13 protein-coding genes are annotated in these 16,807 nt (G+C 69.1%); 11 read left to right on the forward strand and 2 right to left on the reverse strand.

Annotated elements, in window-relative coordinates; translation table 11 throughout:
* The first annotated feature begins 4 nt into the window (after positions 1-4).
* A complete protein-coding gene (locus ACWGIC_RS25040; protein ID WP_452078381.1) occupies positions 5-1,618 on the forward strand; it encodes an ATP-binding protein in 1,614 nt (537 codons plus the stop codon).
* Between the two features lies 1 nt (position 1,619).
* Here ACWGIC_RS25040 and ACWGIC_RS25045 read toward each other — a convergent pair whose 3' ends face one another.
* Both ACWGIC_RS25045 and ACWGIC_RS25050 read right to left on the reverse strand, forming a co-directional pair.
* Positions 1,620-2,294 carry an alpha/beta fold hydrolase gene (locus ACWGIC_RS25045; RefSeq protein ID WP_452078382.1) on the reverse strand — a complete coding sequence of 225 codons (675 nt, stop codon included), beginning with the start codon at positions 2,292-2,294 and terminating at the stop codon, positions 1,620-1,622.
* Between the two features lie 5 nt (positions 2,295-2,299).
* Complete coding sequence (locus ACWGIC_RS25050) at positions 2,300-2,923, reverse strand: TetR/AcrR family transcriptional regulator (RefSeq protein WP_378308497.1); 624 nt, start codon at positions 2,921-2,923, stop codon at positions 2,300-2,302.
* Between the two features lie 81 nt (positions 2,924-3,004).
* Here ACWGIC_RS25050 and ACWGIC_RS25055 point away from each other — a divergent pair, with 81 nt between their 5' ends.
* From ACWGIC_RS25055 to ACWGIC_RS25100, 10 genes are all read left to right on the forward strand, one after another.
* Positions 3,005-4,018 (forward strand): alpha/beta hydrolase, encoded by a 1,014-nt coding sequence (locus ACWGIC_RS25055; RefSeq protein WP_452078383.1) that lies wholly within the window; start codon positions 3,005-3,007, stop codon positions 4,016-4,018.
* Positions 4,019-4,099: 81 nt separating this feature from the next.
* Positions 4,100-5,266, forward strand: a complete 1,167-nt coding sequence (locus tag ACWGIC_RS25060; protein ID WP_452078384.1) for a DUF3152 domain-containing protein — start codon at positions 4,100-4,102, stop codon at positions 5,264-5,266.
* 98 nt (positions 5,267-5,364) lie between these two features.
* On the forward strand, positions 5,365-6,546 hold the full coding sequence (gene moeZ, locus ACWGIC_RS25065; protein WP_452078385.1) for an adenylyltransferase/sulfurtransferase MoeZ: 1,182 nt from the start codon (positions 5,365-5,367) through the stop codon (positions 6,544-6,546).
* Positions 6,547-7,112: 566 nt separating this feature from the next.
* Positions 7,113-7,910 carry a TIGR02569 family protein gene (locus ACWGIC_RS25070; protein ID WP_452078386.1) on the forward strand — a complete coding sequence of 266 codons (798 nt, stop codon included), beginning with the start codon at positions 7,113-7,115 and terminating at the stop codon, positions 7,908-7,910.
* A 115-nt stretch (positions 7,911-8,025) separates the two neighbouring features.
* Positions 8,026-10,062, forward strand: coding sequence for a molybdopterin oxidoreductase family protein (locus tag ACWGIC_RS25075; RefSeq protein ID WP_452078387.1), 2,037 nt, complete (start codon positions 8,026-8,028; stop codon positions 10,060-10,062).
* On the forward strand, positions 10,059-11,483 hold the full coding sequence (locus tag ACWGIC_RS25080) for an FAD-dependent oxidoreductase (protein WP_452078388.1): 1,425 nt from the start codon (positions 10,059-10,061) through the stop codon (positions 11,481-11,483). Before ACWGIC_RS25075 ends, ACWGIC_RS25080 begins: the two co-directional genes overlap by 4 nt.
* Before the next feature lie 26 nt (positions 11,484-11,509).
* Positions 11,510-12,847 (forward strand): nitrate/nitrite transporter, encoded by a 1,338-nt coding sequence (locus ACWGIC_RS25085; RefSeq protein WP_452078389.1) that lies wholly within the window; start codon positions 11,510-11,512, stop codon positions 12,845-12,847.
* Between the two features lies 1 nt (position 12,848).
* A complete protein-coding gene (nirB, locus tag ACWGIC_RS25090) occupies positions 12,849-15,353 on the forward strand; it encodes a nitrite reductase large subunit NirB (protein ID WP_452078390.1) in 2,505 nt (834 codons plus the stop codon).
* The gene (nirD, locus tag ACWGIC_RS25095; RefSeq protein ID WP_452078391.1) at positions 15,350-15,682 is read left to right on the forward strand and encodes a nitrite reductase small subunit NirD; all 333 of its coding nucleotides are present in this window, start codon (positions 15,350-15,352) and stop codon (positions 15,680-15,682) included. The genes nirB and nirD overlap by 4 nt, the downstream gene beginning before the upstream one ends.
* Entirely contained in the window at positions 15,679-16,806 is a 1,128-nt protein-coding gene (locus tag ACWGIC_RS25100) for a uroporphyrinogen-III synthase (protein ID WP_452078392.1), read from the forward strand. The genes nirD and ACWGIC_RS25100 overlap by 4 nt, the downstream gene beginning before the upstream one ends.
* The last annotated feature ends 1 nt before the right edge of the window (position 16,807 follow it).

Consider the following 16,807-nt stretch of genomic DNA (forward strand, 5'->3'; position numbering starts at 1 on the left):
TGGGATGTCGCCGACAGGACGGGACGGGCGCATGGGCCAGCCGCTGAGCGCGCACGTCAACCGGAGCCTGATGGCGATTTCCCGGCGGGCGGAAAGCGTGGACCGGCATACGCTGGCCAAAACCTTCGTGGTGGCCGGGTCGTTCTCGGCGATGCTGCATTCCGCCGATCACCAGATCCTTTACGGCCGCCGAGGCACCGGGAAGACGCACGCCCTGCTGTACCTGGCCGATCTGGTCGAAGAGACCCACGACGTCGCGGTGTACCTGGATCTGCGGACAATCGGTTCCACCAGCGGCCTGTACGCGAATCAGCAGTTGCCGGTGCCGCTGCGGGGCACGCAGCTGCTGGTCGACACGCTGGAAGCGGTGCACGAACAGCTGCTGACCACGGCGATCGAGACGAGAGTGTCCGATCAAGGAGGTTTGCTGCAGGGTCTCGACGAGCTGACCGAGGCGGCGACGACGGTCGAGGTCGTCGGCAAGGTCGAGCGGGAGACGACCGTCGGGGGTTCCGCGGAGCAGTCCCGCGGCGCCGGGGCCTCGGCTTCTTGGGGGCCGGGCGGTCCGCGTGGCCAGATAAGTGTGTCGGGCAGCAGCAGGCATTCGGTCAATGCGTCGGATCGGTTGCGGCGCAGCGGAATCGAACATCATCAGGTCATTTTCGGGCCGCTCAGCCGGGCGCTGGCGCGGATCACGGCCGCGTTGGCTCCGGCCCGGCTGTGGCTGTTGCTGGACGAGTGGAGTTCGATTCCCCTTGAGCTGCAACCGTTGCTGGCGGATTTGCTGCGCCGCAGCGTGCTCCCGACGCGCGGGACGACAGTCAAAATCGCGGCGATCGAGCGCCGGTCCCGATTCCGCGAACCTGGTCTCGAAGGCGATTACGTCGGCATCGAGGTCGGTGCGGACGCGGCCTCCGCGGTCAGCTTCGACGACGTGCTCCTGTTCGATCACGGCCGGAGCCAGTCGAGGCAGTTTTTCGCCGAACTTTTCCTCAATCACGTACGACCGCGGATGCCGGTGACCGACGATCCCGCGGAATTCGTGGCCACCGCGTTCAGCCGTACCGCGTTTCCCGAACTCGTGCGCGCGGCCGAAGGCGTGCCCCGGGACGCGATCAACATCGCCGCGCTGGCCGCGCAGCACGCGAACACGGCGACCATCGGGATCCGGCACGTCCGGCAAGCCGCGCAGGATTGGTACCTGCGCGACAAATACGCGGCCATCGCCGGGAACGAACCGGCTTTGACGACGCTTCGCTGGCTGGTGGACGAGGTGGTCGGCCGACGGCGCTCCCGGACCTTCCTGCTCGAGCACGCCAGCGGCGCGCACGACCCGAGCATGCGCGATCTCTACGACGCCCGGCTCGTTCACCTGGTGCGGCGCGGCATCGTCAGCCGAAAGCGGCCGGGAACGCTCTACGACGGGTTCGCCATCGATTACGGCTGCTACGTCGCCCTGCTCTCCGAGAGGGAAGAACCGTCCCGGCAAAGCAAATCCGATGCCTGGCTGACCGATCCGCACGGTGCGCTGCCGGACAGTGCGCATCTCGAGCAACTGCTGGTCGAACTCCCTGGCGCGGCCAGATCGGTGCCACGCCAGCGAAAACCGCGCGAATGACCTAGCGGAGCCGTTCGAGCGCGGCGACGGTGGCCGGGACGTCTTCCCAGATCGGCGAGTGCCCGGTCTCGACGGTGACGAGTTCGCTGTCCGGCAGGTGGTCGACGAGGTACTGGGCGTCCGCGAGCGTGCGGGCCCGGTCGTGGATTCCGTGCAGCACCGTGACCGGGCAGCGGATCGACGCCAGGCGGGGCGTGAGGTCCAGATCCCGTTGGCTCGTCAGGACTTCCAGCGCGGCCTCGGCCGGGACGCGGGCGGCGTAGCCGAGCAGTTCAGTGCGCAGGTCCGGCGGCAACGGCGTAGCGAAGGACCGGTCGAGTACCGCGGCGTGCAGCTCAGGACCCCAGTCCGACGCGATCGTGGCGAGGATCCGGTCGACGTCGCCGTGGCCGCGCATGTGTGCGCCGGTGTTCGCGAGCAGCAGCGCGGACACCAGATCCGGCCGGGTGGCCGCGACCAGCGCCGCGATGCAGCCGCCTGTGGAGTGCCCGAGCAGCGTGACCGGGCTTCCGTGCTGCTCGATCCGGTCAGCGACCCGGGCCGAGATGTCCTCGATTCGCCACGGACCTGGCGCGGTCATCCAATCGACCGCGTCCAGCTCGTCGGGCAGTGCGGAAGCCAGCGGGGCGTAGATCCGCGGGCTGCAGAGCGTGCCCGGCACCGCGACCACGCGCACGAGGGTCAGTTGTCCTTGAGCGGGAAACCGCCGCCGATGCCACGCCAGGCGAGGTTCGCGGTGAGCGCCACCGCGTCCTCACGGCTCATCGACTGGTTGTGCTGCAGCCAGTAGCGCGCGCTGACCTGGCTCATCCCGACCAGGCCGACAGCCAGCAGACGGGCCTTCTCCTCGTCCAGACCGGCGTCGGAGGTGATCGTCTCGGTGATGGCCTCGACGCTGGCCGAGGTCGCGCGGTCGACCGCCTCCTGCACGGCGGGCTCGCCGCGCAGATCGGACTCGAACACCATGCGGAACGCGCCCGCGTCGTTGTTCACGAAGTCGAAGAACGCGCCGACCGTGGCCGGGACGCGCTGGCGGTTGTCCGAAGTGGAGTTCAGCGCGCCCTGCACCCGGCCGACCAGGTCGTCGACGTGGCTTTCCAGCAGCGCGATGTACAGGTCGAGCTTGCCGGGGAAGTGCTGGTAGAGCACCGGTTTGCTGACCCCGGCCTCCTCGGCGATCTCGTCCATCGCCGCCGCGTGGTAGCCGTGCTCGGCGAAGACGCGCTGCGCGGCAGTCAGCAACTGGGCCCGGCGCTCGGTCCGGGGCAACCGCACACCTCGTTGCAGTCGCGCCATGTCCGTCATTCTTCCTCCGTCCGCAGCCTTCGCCGGGCGGGTTCACCACCGCGTGAAGTGAATCTGACATTACCCGTGGGTACGCCCGAAATGCCAAGGGTCAGGCATCCTGGACTGGTGACCACCACGACCTCCCGCCCCACCACCGCGGCGGCGGTCCGCCCGCCGGTGACCCAGGTGCCATTGTCGACTACGCCCCTTCCGCCGCTCGACGGGGCGCTGCCTGCTTGGCCGGGAACGGTCGAAGACGGCCTGCACATCCGGCACACGCCCGGCCCGGACGGCACGCCCGCGGTGTACGTGCACGGGCTCGGCGGGTCGTCCACGAACTGGACCGACCTCGCCGCGCTGCTCGCTCCGACCGCCGCCGGACAGGCCGTTGACCTGCCCGGATTCGGCTATTCGGAGCCGGCGGAGGAGTTCGCGTACAGCCTCGACGACCACGCCGAGGTCATCGCGAGCCGATTGGAACAGCTCGGCGAACCGGTGCATTTGCTCGGCAACTCGATGGGCGGCGCGATCTCGCTGCTGCTCGCCGCGCAGCGGCCGGAGCTGGTGAGAACTCTCACCCTGATCTCCCCGGCGATGCCGGACCGCCGCCCGGACCCGCGCCGGCTGTCCGATCCGCTGATGGCGCTGGCCTACCTCCCGGTGGTCGGGGCCAGGGTGCGCCGCCGGATGGCCGGGATGACCGCCCGCGAACGCGCCGCACAGGTCATCAAGCTGTGCTTCCACGATCCGTCGCGGTTCCCGGACGCCCGGCTGGACGAACTCGTCGAGGAACACGCCGCGCGCGCCGGGTTCCCGTGGGCGCTGGCCGCGATGGAACGCAGCACGTTCGGCATCTTCCGGCGCTGGACCGCGCTCGGCCCCGGGTCGCTGTGGTCGGTCGCCAAACAGGTCCAGGCCCCGACGCTGGTGGTCTGGGGACTCCACGACCGGGTGATCTCGGTCAAGCGCGCGCTGCGGACCGCGCAGGCGATTCCGCGCGCCCGGATGCTGGTGCTCCCGCGCACCGGGCACGTCGCCCAGATGGAACGTCCGCAGGTGGTCGCGCGTGCCGTGCTCGGTCTGTGGGAGGGCGCGGACAAGGGTTCCTGGTAGCTCGAACGGGGGGACCGCGGATCGCCCGGGAGCCCGCCAGTCGCTGCCGGGAACGTCGCTGGGGTGTGGCACCCTGGGTCGGTGGACCGGCTGAAGCAGGACGCGCGAGCGAAGGACCGGCGGGGCCCGACCGCAGGGTCGGCCCGGCGTTCGCCGTCCTCCGGGTCGGCCGGTTCCGGCGACGCGGACGCCGATTCGCCGCGGGTCGGCCAGTACCGGCCGGGGCGCAAGCCCGCCCAGCGCGTGGGCGAGGACCGGTACCGCCCAGGCGGACGCCGCACGAGCGCGGAGCCGCTCGCCGCCGCCTGGAAACCCAAGGACGGCGGGGAGAAGCGCCCCGCGCCGAAGAAGCAGCAGTCGCCGTTCGGCCGGTTCGTGAAGACTTACGGGTGGCGGGTGTACGCGCTGCCGATCCTGGCCGTGATCACCGTGCTCGTCGCGGTCAACACCGCGACCGGCCCGACTGACGCGGGGGCCGGGAGCAGCACCGAGGTCGCGTCCGGCGACACCGCCGCGGGCGCGATCGACGGTTCCGGCGGCATCCCGGAGAACCCCGCGCAGCCGGTGAACCTCAACGTGCCCACCGCCGACCTGCCCAACGGCGGCAATTTCACCCAGACCGGCAAAGGCACCTGGCACATCGTGAACGGGTCCGGCGACGTCGTGGGCAAGAGCGGGAAGCTCTACACCTACACCGTCGAGGTCGAAGACGGCATCGACCCGGCCAGCTACGCCGGCGACGACAGCTTCGGCACCGCGGTGCAGGGCATTCTGTCCGATCCGCGCAGCTGGACGTGGAACGGCGAGATCCGGTTGCAGCGGGTCGACGCGAGCTATCCGAACCCGAGTTTCCGGGTGAGCCTCACCACGCCGGACACCACGCACCGGCCGGACGCGTGCGGGTTCCAGATCAAATTCGAGGCCTCGTGCTACCGGCGCAGCATGGGCCGGGTGCTGATCAACCTGGCCCGGTGGGTGCGCGGCGCGAAGGTCTACCTCTCGGACATGACCGGGTACCGGCAGTACGCCATCAACCACGAGGTCGGGCACGCGCTGGGCAACAATCACGTTGGCTGTCCGGGCAACGACCAGCCGGCCCCGGTGATGATGCAGCAGTCGTTCGGCGTGGCCGACGATTATGTGGCGATGCTCAACAACATCCCCGGCGGCGACAAGGGCAAGGTCGCCGCGGACCACCACGTGTGCAAGCCGAACGCGTGGCCGAACCCGACTCCGCCGGGCCAGTAACAGAGTCCCACCATCTGGGAGCAGGGAAGTCCCTCTTGCCAGGGCGCGTTGGGGATACTGGGATCGACTACGCGACCCGCGCGAGTATGGAGGACCCGATGTCAGACACGGCACTGCCGCCGCTCGTCGAGCCGGCAGCCGAGCTCACCAAGGAAGAGGTGGCCCGGTACAGCCGTCACCTGATCATCCCGGACGTCGGGGTGGTCGGGCAGAAGCGGCTGAAGAACGCGAAGGTCCTGGTCATCGGTGCGGGCGGCCTCGGAAGCCCGGCGCTGCTGTACCTGGCGGCGGCCGGCGTGGGCACGCTCGGCATCATCGACTTCGACGTCGTCGACGAATCCAACCTGCAGCGCCAGGTGATCCACGGCCAGTCCGACCTCGGCAAGCTCAAGGCCGCGTCGGCACAGGAGTCGATCGCCGAGATCAACCCGCTGGTCAAGGTGCACCTGCACACGGACCGTCTGGAGTCGGCGAACGCACTGGAGATCTTCAGCCAGTACGACCTGATCCTCGACGGCACGGACAACTTCGCCACGCGCTACCTGGTCAACGACGCCGCGGTGCTGGCGGGCAAGCCGTACGTGTGGGGTTCGATTTTCCGGTTCGAAGGCCAGGTCAGCGTCTTCTGGGAAGATGCGCCGAACGGCAAGGGTCTCAACTACCGGGATCTCTACCCCGAGCCGCCGCCCCCCGGCATGGTCCCGTCTTGTTCCGAAGGCGGCGTACTGGGCGTGCTGTGCGCGTCGATCGGCTCGATCATGGTGACCGAGGCGATCAAACTCATCACCGGCATCGGAGAACCGCTCCTCGGGCGGCTGATCTCCTATGACGCGCTGGAGATGAAGTACCGCGAGGTCAAGATCCGCAAGGACCCGGAGACCCCGAAGATCACCGAACTGATCGACTACGAAGCCTTCTGCGGCGTGGTGTCGGACGAGGCCGCTTCCGCCGCCTCGGGCAGCACCCTGACTCCCGCGGAACTCAAGGCGAAGTTCGACTCCGGCGAAGACTTCGCGCTGATCGACGTCCGCGAACCGCACGAGTACGAGATCGTCAACATCAAGGGCGCCACGCTGATCCCGAAGGACCGCATCCTTTCCGGCGAGGCACTGGCGGAACTGCCGCAGGACAAGCCGATCGTCCTGCACTGCAAGTCAGGAGCCCGCTCGGCCGAAGCGCTGGCCGCCCTGCACGCAGCAGGCTTCAAGGACGCCACCCACCTGGGCGGCGGAGTCCTGGCCTGGGCACGGCAGATCGACCCGAGCCTGCCGACCTACTGAGCACCCTGTCTGTTCCGTGAAGGGCTCCTTGAGGGAATCTAATTCCCTCAAGGAGCCCTTCACGGCTTTCCGCGGGGCACGTTCCGTAAAGGCCACCTTCACGACCCTGGGTTCCCTCAAGGTCCCTTTCCCGGCCAGCCCCGCTCCGCCTGCCGCGATGACCCCAATGTGGCATTGGGTGCGTCGCACGCACCCAATGTGGCGTTCGGTGCGCCTGACGCACCCAATGCCACATTGGGGCGCAGCCCCACTCCCTAAACCGCCACCACCACACCCCAAAACCCCAGGCACCCAGCCCCCTCCCTGCACCCCGATACGAAGCCTTCTCTGCGGTCTGAGGGTGGTTGTCAAGGCATCTTTCCCGCCTTGACAACCACCCTCAGACCGTCAGCACAATCGCGCTTCGGGGTGCCCACCGACCCCGCGGGGCGCAATGTCGCCGCCAGGCGACGAGCCCCAGCGAACCCCGCCGCCTCGGCATCCGAGTGACGTTGCACAGTCGAAACCACCAATGACCAGCGAGTCTCCCCAAACCAGCCCCACCCCCCGGCGTACCCTCCCCCTTTGTGCGGTCAACCCTCGAACGCCCGTCCGAACGCGTCTGCGCCGCCTTCGGCAGCAACGCCGACGCCGCGGCGCTACTCCCGGACTCCAAGTCCTGGCAAGCCGGTGACGTGGTCTTCAAACGCGTCACCGACCGATCCCAGGCCCTCTGGACCGCCCGGGCCCTGGACTTCGCCGACGACCCCGGTCTCCGCATCGCCAAACCAGTCCGCTCCCGTGACGGCCGCTGGATCGTCGGCGACTGGTCAGCCTGGCGTTACCTCCCCGGCACGACCGAACACCGCTGCGAGGAATCCGTCCTGGCCGCGGTCCGCCTGCACCGAGCCACCGCCGCCTTGCCCCGCCCGGACTTCCTCTCCTCCCGCGACGACCGGAACGCCATCGCCGACCGAATCGCCTGGGAGGAACTGGACCGCCCCCTCCCGGAGGAAAAAGGCGGCCGCTGGTTCGAAATCCTCGCCCCGGCCCGGCGCCCGATCAAACTCCCGCACCAGGTCGCCCACGGCGAACTCCTCGCCGGTCTCCTCTTTGACGGCGACGCCGCCCCCGGCGTAGTCGACTTCGTCCCCTACTACCGCCCAGGCGAATGGGGCGCGGCGATCGCCGCAGTCGACTCCCTCAGCTGGGGCGGAGCAACCGGAGCCTTGCTGGAACGCTGGGCCCACCTCCCGGAATGGCCACAGCTTCTGCTCCGCGCGATCCTCTTCCGTCTGGCCTCGCACGCACTCGATCCCCGCTCCACCAACGCCGCGCTGGACGGCCTGCGCGCCGCCGCTCGTGAGGTCAGCGCGATCCTCTGACTCACTGCCCGCCCCCGCCATGACGGCGGGCAATGTCAACTCCCTGAAACATTCGGGCACGTTGAGGTAACACAGCCTCCTTACCGTCGGGTCATCGCCGACCCGAGGAGCGCCTGTGCCGCACGTCGACACACATTGCCCCTACTGCGCCTTGCAGTGCGGGATGCGCCTGGATGAGACCCGGGTCACGCCAAGGGATTTCCCGGTCAACGCGGGCGGCCTGTGCCAGAAAGGCTGGACGGCCGGTGCGCTGCTGGAATCCGGCGCGCGGCTGACGTCGCCGCTGCTCCGCCGGGACGGCGAACTCCAGCCGGTTTCCTGGGACGAGGCACTGGATTTCGTCGCGGACCGGCTGCTCGCCTCGCGACAGGAGCACGGCGCGGACTCGGTCGCAGTGTTCGGCGGGGGCGGGCTCACCAACGAAAAGGCTTACCTGCTCGGGAAATTCGCCCGGATCGCGCTCGGAACGTCGCAAATCGACTATAACGGCCGATTCTGCATGTCCTCCGCTGCGGCAGCGGGGATGCGTGCGTTCGGGGTGGACCGCGGAATGCCGTTCCCGGTAACTGATCTCGCGACGGCGGACGTCGTCCTGCTCGCCGGGGCGAATCCGGCCGAGACGATGCCGCCGTTCATGCAGCATCTGGAGGGTGCGGAACTGATCGTCGTCGACCCGCGCCGTACCCCGACGGCCGAACGGGCTGCGTTGCACCTCGCTCCGGCACCGGGAACGGATCTCGCGCTGGCGTTGGGAATTCTGCACGCGGTCGTCGCCGAAGGGCACCTGGACAAGTCCTATGTGGATCTTCGGACGGCCGGATTCGACGAGATGTGGCGGATCGCCGCGACGTGGTGGCCGGAGCGGGTCGAGCGAGTGACCGGCGTCTCGGCCGCGGATCAACGCCGGGCTGCGGAACTGCTGGCCCGGGCGGGCAACGCGTATGTGCTTACTGGACGCGGGACGGAACAGCACGCGTCCGGCACCGCGACGGTCGGCGGGTGGATCAATCTCGCTCTCGCACTGGGATTGCCCGGACGGGTCGGGTCTGGCTTCGGCTGCCTGACCGGGCAGGGCAACGGCCAGGGCGGGCGCGAGCACGGGCAGAAGGCGGACCAACTGCCGGGGTATCGCAAGATCGACGACCCGGCGGCGCGTGCGCACGTCGCTCAGGTTTGGGGCGTGCCAGCGGAAAGCTTGCCCGGGCCGGGACGGTCCGCGGTCGAGCTGCTGGACGAACTGGGGGAGTCGGTCAAGGCGTTGCTGGTGTTCGGGAGCAACGTGGTGGTGTCCGCACCGCGTTCGTCTCGAGTGCAGGAACGGTTGGCTGCGCTGGATCTTCTCGTGGTGGCGGACTTTGTCCTGTCGGAGACCGCGGCGCTGGCCGACGTGGTTTTCCCGGTGCCGCAATGGGCCGAAGAAGCGGGCACGTTGACCAATCTCGAAGGCCGGGTTCTGTTGCGGCAGCGCTCGATCGAACCGCCGGCCGGCGTGCGCAGCGATCTGTCGCTGCTGCAGGAGCTTGCGGTCCGATTGGGACAGCCGGTCGAGCGGTTTCCGGACGACGCGGTGGAGGTTTTCGAGGAATTGCGCGCGGCGTCGAAGGGCGGAGCCGCGGACTACTCCGGAGTGACGTATCAACGGTTGCGGTCCGGAGAGGCGTTGCACTGGCCGGTTCCGGAAGAGACGCATCCGGGTACGCCGCGCATGTTTCTCGAAGGATTCGCGCATCCGGACGGACGGGCGCGGTTCGCGGAGGTCGACCACAGCGGACCCGCGGAGTTGCCCGACGAGGTTTTTCCGTTGCAGGCCACTACCGGCCGGGTGCTCCAGCATTACCAGTCCGGCGCGCAGACTCGCCGGATCGCGGAGCTGACCGCGGTCGTTCCGGAGGTGTTCGTGGAGGTGCATCCGGACACCGCGGCGCGGTCCGGGCTGGCCGACGGCGACCGCGCGGTGGTGCGGTCGCGGCGTGGCGAGACGGTCGCGCTGGTGCGGTGCGTGCCGTCGATGCGGGCGGACCTCGTCTTCCTGCCGTTCCACTTTCCCGGTGCGGCGCGGGCGAATCTGCTCACCAACCCGGTGCTCGACCCGGTGAGCCGGATGCCGGAGTTCAAGGTGTGCGCGGTGTCGTTGGCGAGGGCGGAAGCATGAGCGCGCGGAACGTCGTCATCATCGGCTACGGGATGGCCGGGGCACGGCTCGCGGACGAGATCCGGCGGCGCGACCCGGAAGCGGACCGGGTGCGGTTGACTGTGCTCGGCGAAGAGCCACACGCGGCTTACAACCGAGTTTTGCTGTCCACTGTGGTCGCGGGCGGGATGAGCCCGGAAACGGTGCGGCTGCACGATTCCGGGTGGGCCGCACAGTCACGGGTCGACCTGCGTCTCGGAACGCGGGTGACGCAGATCGACTCGGCACGCCGGATGGTCTGCACTGAAACCGAGGATTTCCCTTACGACGCACTGGTCCTCGCGACCGGAGCCGCGCCGTGGCTGCCGCCGGTCGAAGGTCTCGAACTCGGGCCGGAGGTCGTGGCGTTCCGCACCTTGGACGACTGTGCGCGCATTGTGGACGCGGCACGTCCGGGCGCACCGGTCGCGGTACTCGGCGGCGGGTTGCTCGGACTGGAAGCGGCGCGCGGGCTCGCCGGTCGCGGCGCGAACGTGACCGTGGTGCATCCGCAGCCGCATGTGCTGGAACGGCAACTGGATTCCGGCGCCGGCCGCGTGCTCGCTCGCCGGTTGGCGGAGCTGGGCGTGACGTTCCGGTTCGAGGTGACCGCAGCCCGGCACCTCCCCGGAGACGGCCTGAAACTCGACGACGGCAGCTTCGTTCCCGCTGACCTCGTGGTCGTCGCGGCCGGGGTGCGACCGGAAACGTCGCTCGCCGAAAGCGCCGGACTCGCGGTGGACCGCGGAATCCTGGTGGACGACCTGCTCCGGACCAGCGACGGCCGGATTCACGCACTCGGCGACTGCGCTCGGCATCCGGGTGCCCCAGCGGGATTGGTGCAGCCCGCGTGGGAACAAGCCGCGGTGCTGGCGGACCTGCTCACCGGAGCGGACGCGACGGCGCGGTATCGCGGCACTCGCACGGTCACCCGGCTCAAAGCCCGCGACATCGATCTCGCCGCGCTCGGCGAAACGCAGGTGACCAGCGAGGACGCCGCTGCCGAAGTTGTGACCTTCGACGATCCGTCCGGCGGCCGGTACGGCAAGCTCGTCGTCCGCGGCGACCGCGTGACCGGCGCGATCCTGCTCGGCCTGCCGGACGCGGCGGCGACTGTGACCCAAATGCACGACCGGGGCACGCCGGTACCCGAAGACCGGCTCGCGGTGCTGCTGGGCCGGGCGCTGCCCGCGGCCGCGCCGACGGCCGCGAGCCCGGCCGATCTTCCTTCTTCCACAGTGATCTGCCGCTGCAACGCAGTGACCAAAGGCCGGCTGATCGAAGCCTGGCGGGGTGGCGCCACCGACGCTGCCGCACTCGCCCGCACCACCCGCGCGACCACGGGATGCGGCAGCTGCCGCGACACGGTCGGCGCGGTCGCGGACTGGCTGGCCGCGCAATGACCGCCCCCGGCAACGAGGAGGACACCATGACCCGCCGCTGGATCGAGCACTGGGATCCCGAGAACGACGAGTTCTGGGAGACGACCGGCAAGCGCGTCGCCCGGCGCAACCTGTGGTTTTCCGTGTTTTCCGAGCACATCGGCTTCTCGATCTGGACACTGTGGTCGGTCGTGGTGCTGTTCATGGGCCCGGCCTACGGGTTCTCCGCCGCGGACAAGTTCCTGCTCGTCTCCACGCCGACGGTGGTCGGGGCGATCATGCGGATTCCGTACACCTTCGCGGTAGCCCGATTCGGCGGTCGCAATTGGACAGTCATCAGCGCACTGCTGCTGCTCATCCCGACGGTGCTGACCGCGATCGTGCTGCACCCAGGGACTTCCCTCGGCACTTTCGTGCTGATGGCGGCGCTCGGCGGGGTCGGTGGCGGCAACTTCGCCTCGTCGATGGCGAACATCAACACCTTCTATCCGGAACGGCACAAGGGCTGGGCGCTCGGACTGAACGCCGGTGGCGGAAACCTTGGCGTCGCGGTGATTCAGCTTGTGGGTCTGCTCGTGATCGGCACCGCCGGTGCGACCGCGCCACGGCTGGTGCTTTACATCTACCTGCCGCTGATCGTCATCGCCGCGACGTGCGCCGCGTTGTTCATGGACAACTTGGCCAGCGTTCGCGGTGACACCAAGGCAATGCGCGAGGTAGTCCGTTATGGACACACCTGGGTGATGTCGTTGCTGTACGTCGGCACGTTCGGTTCCTTCATCGGCTACAGCTTCGCCTTCGGGTTGGTGTTGCAGAACCAGTTCGGCCGGACGCCGTTGCAGGCGGCCGCGGTGACGTTCCTCGGTCCGCTGCTGGGTTCGCTGTCGCGGCCGATCGGCGGATGGCTGTCGGACCGGATCGGCGGCGGCCGCGTCACCTTCGCGACTTTCGGGGCGATGGCGCTGGCGACCGTCGGACTGTTGCTGGCTTCCTCGTCGAAATCGCTGGGCTGGTTCACCGCGGCGTTCATTGTTCTGTTCGTGCTCACCGGAATCGGCAACGGGTCGACGTACAAGATGATCCCGGCGATCTTCCAGGTGAAGGCGCGCGCGGCGATTCAGGCCGGTGCGGACGAGGCGACGGAATTGCGCAACGCGCGACGGCTGTCCGGTGCGTTGATCGGATTGGCCGGTGCGATCGGCGCGCTGGGCGGGTTGTTCATCAACCTCGCGTTCCGGCAGTCGTTCGCCGAGGCGCACAGCGGAGTACCGGCGTTCGTCGGATTCCTGGTCTTCTACGCGGTGTGCGTGGGTGTGACGTGGTTCGGCTATCTGCGCAAGCCGGCGGTGCGCGCGCAGGTGGCGTTGGCAGGAGCGGAGGTCTGAAATGCCTACAGTGGTGGTTGCCGGGCACGGCATGGTCGCGCACCGGTTCGTGGAGGCACTTCGCGCGGCGGACAAGGCGGGCGAGTGGCGGGTCGTCGTCTTCGGCGAGGAGAACCGTCCCGCTTACGACCGGGTCGCGTTGACCTCCTATGTGGACAGCTGGGATCCGGCCGCGTTGGCGTTGCCCGGCTCGGATTACGCGGAAGACGACGCGGTCGAACTTCGCCTTGGCGAGGTGGTCGTGTCGGTGGATCGCGAGGCCAAGACGGTGACGACGGCGGCCGGGCACGTGCAGCCGTACGACTCGCTGGTGCTGGCGACCGGTTCTCGTCCGTTCGTTCCGCCGGTGCCGGGACGGGATCTGCCGGGTGTGTTCGTGTACCGGACCATCGAGGACCTCGACGCGATCCGGGCGGCGGCTGAACGCCAGGGTCGCGGCCGTCGAGCGGCAGTGGTGATCGGTGGTGGTCTTCTCGGTCTGGAGGCGGCGAAGGCATTGCGGGACATGGGATTGTCGCCGCACGTGGTGGAGATGGCACCGCGATTGATGCCGTTGCAGGTCGACGACGGCGGTGGCGGGCTGTTGCGGCGGCTCATCACAAACCTTGACGTGACCGTCCACACGGGAACCTCGACAGACGCGATCGAGGCTGACGGGTCGCGGCTGCTTGCTCGGCTGGGCAACGGCACGGAGCTGGACGTCGACCTGGTGGTCTTCTCCGCTGGCGTTCGGCCTCGGGACGACTTGGCCCGGGAGTCCGGTTTGGACGTTGGCGAACGCGGTGGCGTGCTGGTCGACGCGACGTGCCGGACCAGCGACTCGGCGGTCTACGCGATTGGCGAGTGCGCGGCGGTCGAGGGCCGGGTGTACGGCATCGTCGCGCCGGGATACGCGATGGCGGAGGTGGTCGCGGCGCAGCTCACCGGAACGACGGCGAGCTTCCCCGAGCCGGACACCGCGACGAAGCTCAAGCTGATGGGCGTGGACGTCGCCAGTTTCGGCGACGCACACGCAGCCACCGAAGGAGCGTTGGAAGTCGCGGTGAACGACGCCGTGGCCGGGACGTACAAGAAGCTTGTCGTCACCGACGACGGACGGACGCTGCTTGGCGGGGTCCTGGTCGGCGACGCGGCGGAGTACAACACGCTCCGGGCGTTGGTCGGCCGCCCGCTGCCAGCCGACCCGGGTGCGTTGCTCGCGCCGGCCGGTGGCGGCGCGGCGGTCGGTGTGGACGCGCTGCCGGACGAGGCGCAGGTCTGTTCGTGCAACGGCGTTTCCAAGGGCGCGTTGACCCGGGCGATCAACGAGGACGGCTGCGATTCGGTCGGGAAGTTGAAGGCGTGCACGCGGGCGGGAACGTCGTGCGGCTCGTGCGTGCCGATGCTGGCGAAGCTGCTGAACGCGTGCGGGGTCGAACAGTCGAAGGCGTTGTGCGAACACTTCACGCAGTCTCGTGCTGAGCTGTTCGAGATCATCCAGGCGACCCGGATGACGACGTTCAGCGAAGTGGTGAGCCGGTACGGCACCGGGACCGGTTGCGCGGTGTGCAAGCCCGCGGTGGCGTCGATCCTGGCGACGCTGGGCAACGGGCACATTCTCGGCGGCGAGCAGGCGGCGCTGCAGGACACGAACGACCGATTCCTCGCGAACATGCAGCGCAACGGCAGCTATTCGGTCGTGCCGCGGATCCCCGGCGGCGAGATCACGCCGGAGAAGCTGATGGTGATCGCGCAAGTGGCCCAGGATTTCGGGCTGTACACCAAGATCACCGGCGGCCAGCGGATCGACCTGTTCGGGGCCACTGTGGACCAGCTGCCGGACATCTGGCGGCGGCTGGTCGACGCGGGCTTCGAGTCCGGGCACGCGTACGGCAAGTCGTTGCGGACGGTCAAATCCTGCGTCGGCTCGACCTGGTGCCGATACGGCGTGCAGGACAGCGTGGGGCTGGCGATCGACCTGGAGTTGCGGTATCGCGGTCTGCGGTCGCCGCACAAGATCAAGGCCGGGGTGTCCGGGTGTGCGCGCGAATGCGCCGAAGCTCGCGGCAAAGACTTCGGTGTGATCGCCACCGAACACGGATGGAACCTCTACGTCGGCGGCAACGGCGGAGCGACACCGCGGCACGCGGAACTGCTGGTGTCTGATGTGGACACCGAAACGCTGGTGCGGACGATCGACCGGTTCCTGATGTTCTACGTGCGCACGGCGGACCGGTTGCAGCGGACCGCGCCCTGGATCGAGGAGCTGGAAGGCGGGCTCGACCACTTGCGCGCGGTGATCGTGGACGACAGCCTCGGCATTTGCGAGGACCTGGACGCGGCGATGGCGAAACACATCGAGGGCTACACCGACGAATGGCGCGGTGTGCTGGAGGACCCGGACAAGCTGGCGCGGTTCAGTTCGTTCGTGAACGCGCCGGGCACGCCGGATCCGTCGATCTCGTTCCGCCCGGAACGCGAGCAGAAGATCCCGGTGCTGCTGGGAGTTCCGGAGGTGCGGCGATGACCATGACTTCATCCTGGACCGCGGTGTGCGCGGCCGCTGATATCCCGGCGTTCTCCGGGGCCGCGGCCCTGATCGACGGTCAGCAGGTCGCGGTGTTCCGCGCTGGAGACGGGTGGTACGCACTGTCCAACTGGGATCCGTGCAGCGGTGCGGCCGTGCTGTCACGCGGGATTGTCGGCGACGCCGGGGGAGAGCCGGTGGTCGCGTCGCCGGTTTACAAAGAACGGTTCTCGCTCCGAACTGGAGAATGCCTCGACGCGGAAGGCGTTTCGGTGCCGGTGTATCCGGTTCGGGTACGGGACGGGGTGATCGAGGTGGGCTCGCCGTGACCGATGTCCGGCCTCTAGCCGGGTTCACGGTGGGAATCACGGCAGCGCGCCGGGCTGAAGAGCTGGGCGCGCTGCTCGTGCGCCAGGGTGCCGCGGTCCGCTATGGACCGGCGATCCGGATCGTGCCGCTGGCGGACGACACCGAGCTGCACGCGGCGACGATGCGGTTGCTCGAGTCGCCGGTGGACATTGTGGTGGCGACGACCGGGATCGGTTTCCGCGGCTGGGTCGAGGCCGCAGAGGGCTGGGGCCTTGGCGAGAAGGTGCTCGACCATCTGTCGAGCGCTTCCCTGCTGGCCCGCGGTCCGAAAGCGGCCGGGGCGGTGCGGACGGCGGGGTTGGCTGAGGACTATTCGCCCGCCTCGGAAAGCAGCGCGGAGCTGTTGCAGTATCTGACCAAGTCCGGAGTGGAGGGTCGGCGGATCGCGGTGCAGCTGCACGGCGAGCCGCTGCCGTACTTCGCGGAAACCCTTCGGCAGGCGGGTGCCGAGGTGATCGAGATCCCGGTGTACCGCTGGGTCGCCCCGGCGGATCCGGGACCGCTTGACCGGCTGCTGGACGCGGTCCTGGAGGGAACGATCGACGCCTTGCCGTTCACGAGCGCGCCCGCTGCCGCGTCCACGGTCGCCATGGCGCGGCGGACCGGTCGTCTCGCCGCGTTGATCGAGGCGTTGAGCAACCGGGTGCTCGTCGCGTGCGTGGGACCGATCGCGGCCGCGCCGCTCGCCTCGCTGGGCATTCCGACTGTCCAACCGAGACGGTCGCGGATCGGTGCGCTGGCGAGGACCGTCGCGGACGCCTTGGTCGCGGCCTCGCCGACGCTGTACGCCGCCGGTCATGTGCTGCAGGTCCGCGGGACTGGTGCGTTGCTGGACGGCGAATGGCGCGAGATCGCCCCGGCTCCGATGGCGCTTCTGCGCGCTCTCGCGCGGCAGCCCGGCCGGGTGGTCGCGCGTCGGGAGCTGTCCGCTGAGCTTCCGTCCGGCGGGGAGGCGCACGCGGTGGAGACGGCGATCGGGCGGTTGCGGACGTCCCTCGGCGGCACCGGAGTGGTGCAGACGGTGGTCAAGCGCGGCTACCGGCTGGCCGTGGACCCCGGCGACACCCAAGCGCCGATCGGCTAAC

This window comes from Amycolatopsis sp. NPDC054798 (assembly GCF_053611505.1).

Coding starts and splice junctions, on each gene's coding strand:
- nirB (WP_452078390.1), top strand. CDS start 12,849: ATGCCTACAGTGGTGGTTGCCGGGCACGGCATGGTCGCGCACCGGTTC.
- ACWGIC_RS25080 (WP_452078388.1), top strand. CDS start 10,059: ATGAGCGCGCGGAACGTCGTCATCATCGGCTACGGGATGGCCGGGGCA.
- nirD (WP_452078391.1), top strand. CDS start 15,350: ATGACCATGACTTCATCCTGGACCGCGGTGTGCGCGGCCGCTGATATC.
- ACWGIC_RS25050 (WP_378308497.1), bottom strand. CDS start 2,923: ATGACGGACATGGCGCGACTGCAACGAGGTGTGCGGTTGCCCCGGACC.
- moeZ (WP_452078385.1), top strand. CDS start 5,365: ATGTCAGACACGGCACTGCCGCCGCTCGTCGAGCCGGCAGCCGAGCTC.
- ACWGIC_RS25040 (WP_452078381.1), top strand. CDS start 5: ATGTCGCCGACAGGACGGGACGGGCGCATGGGCCAGCCGCTGAGCGCG.
- ACWGIC_RS25055 (WP_452078383.1), top strand. CDS start 3,005: ATGCCAAGGGTCAGGCATCCTGGACTGGTGACCACCACGACCTCCCGC.
- ACWGIC_RS25085 (WP_452078389.1), top strand. CDS start 11,510: ATGACCCGCCGCTGGATCGAGCACTGGGATCCCGAGAACGACGAGTTC.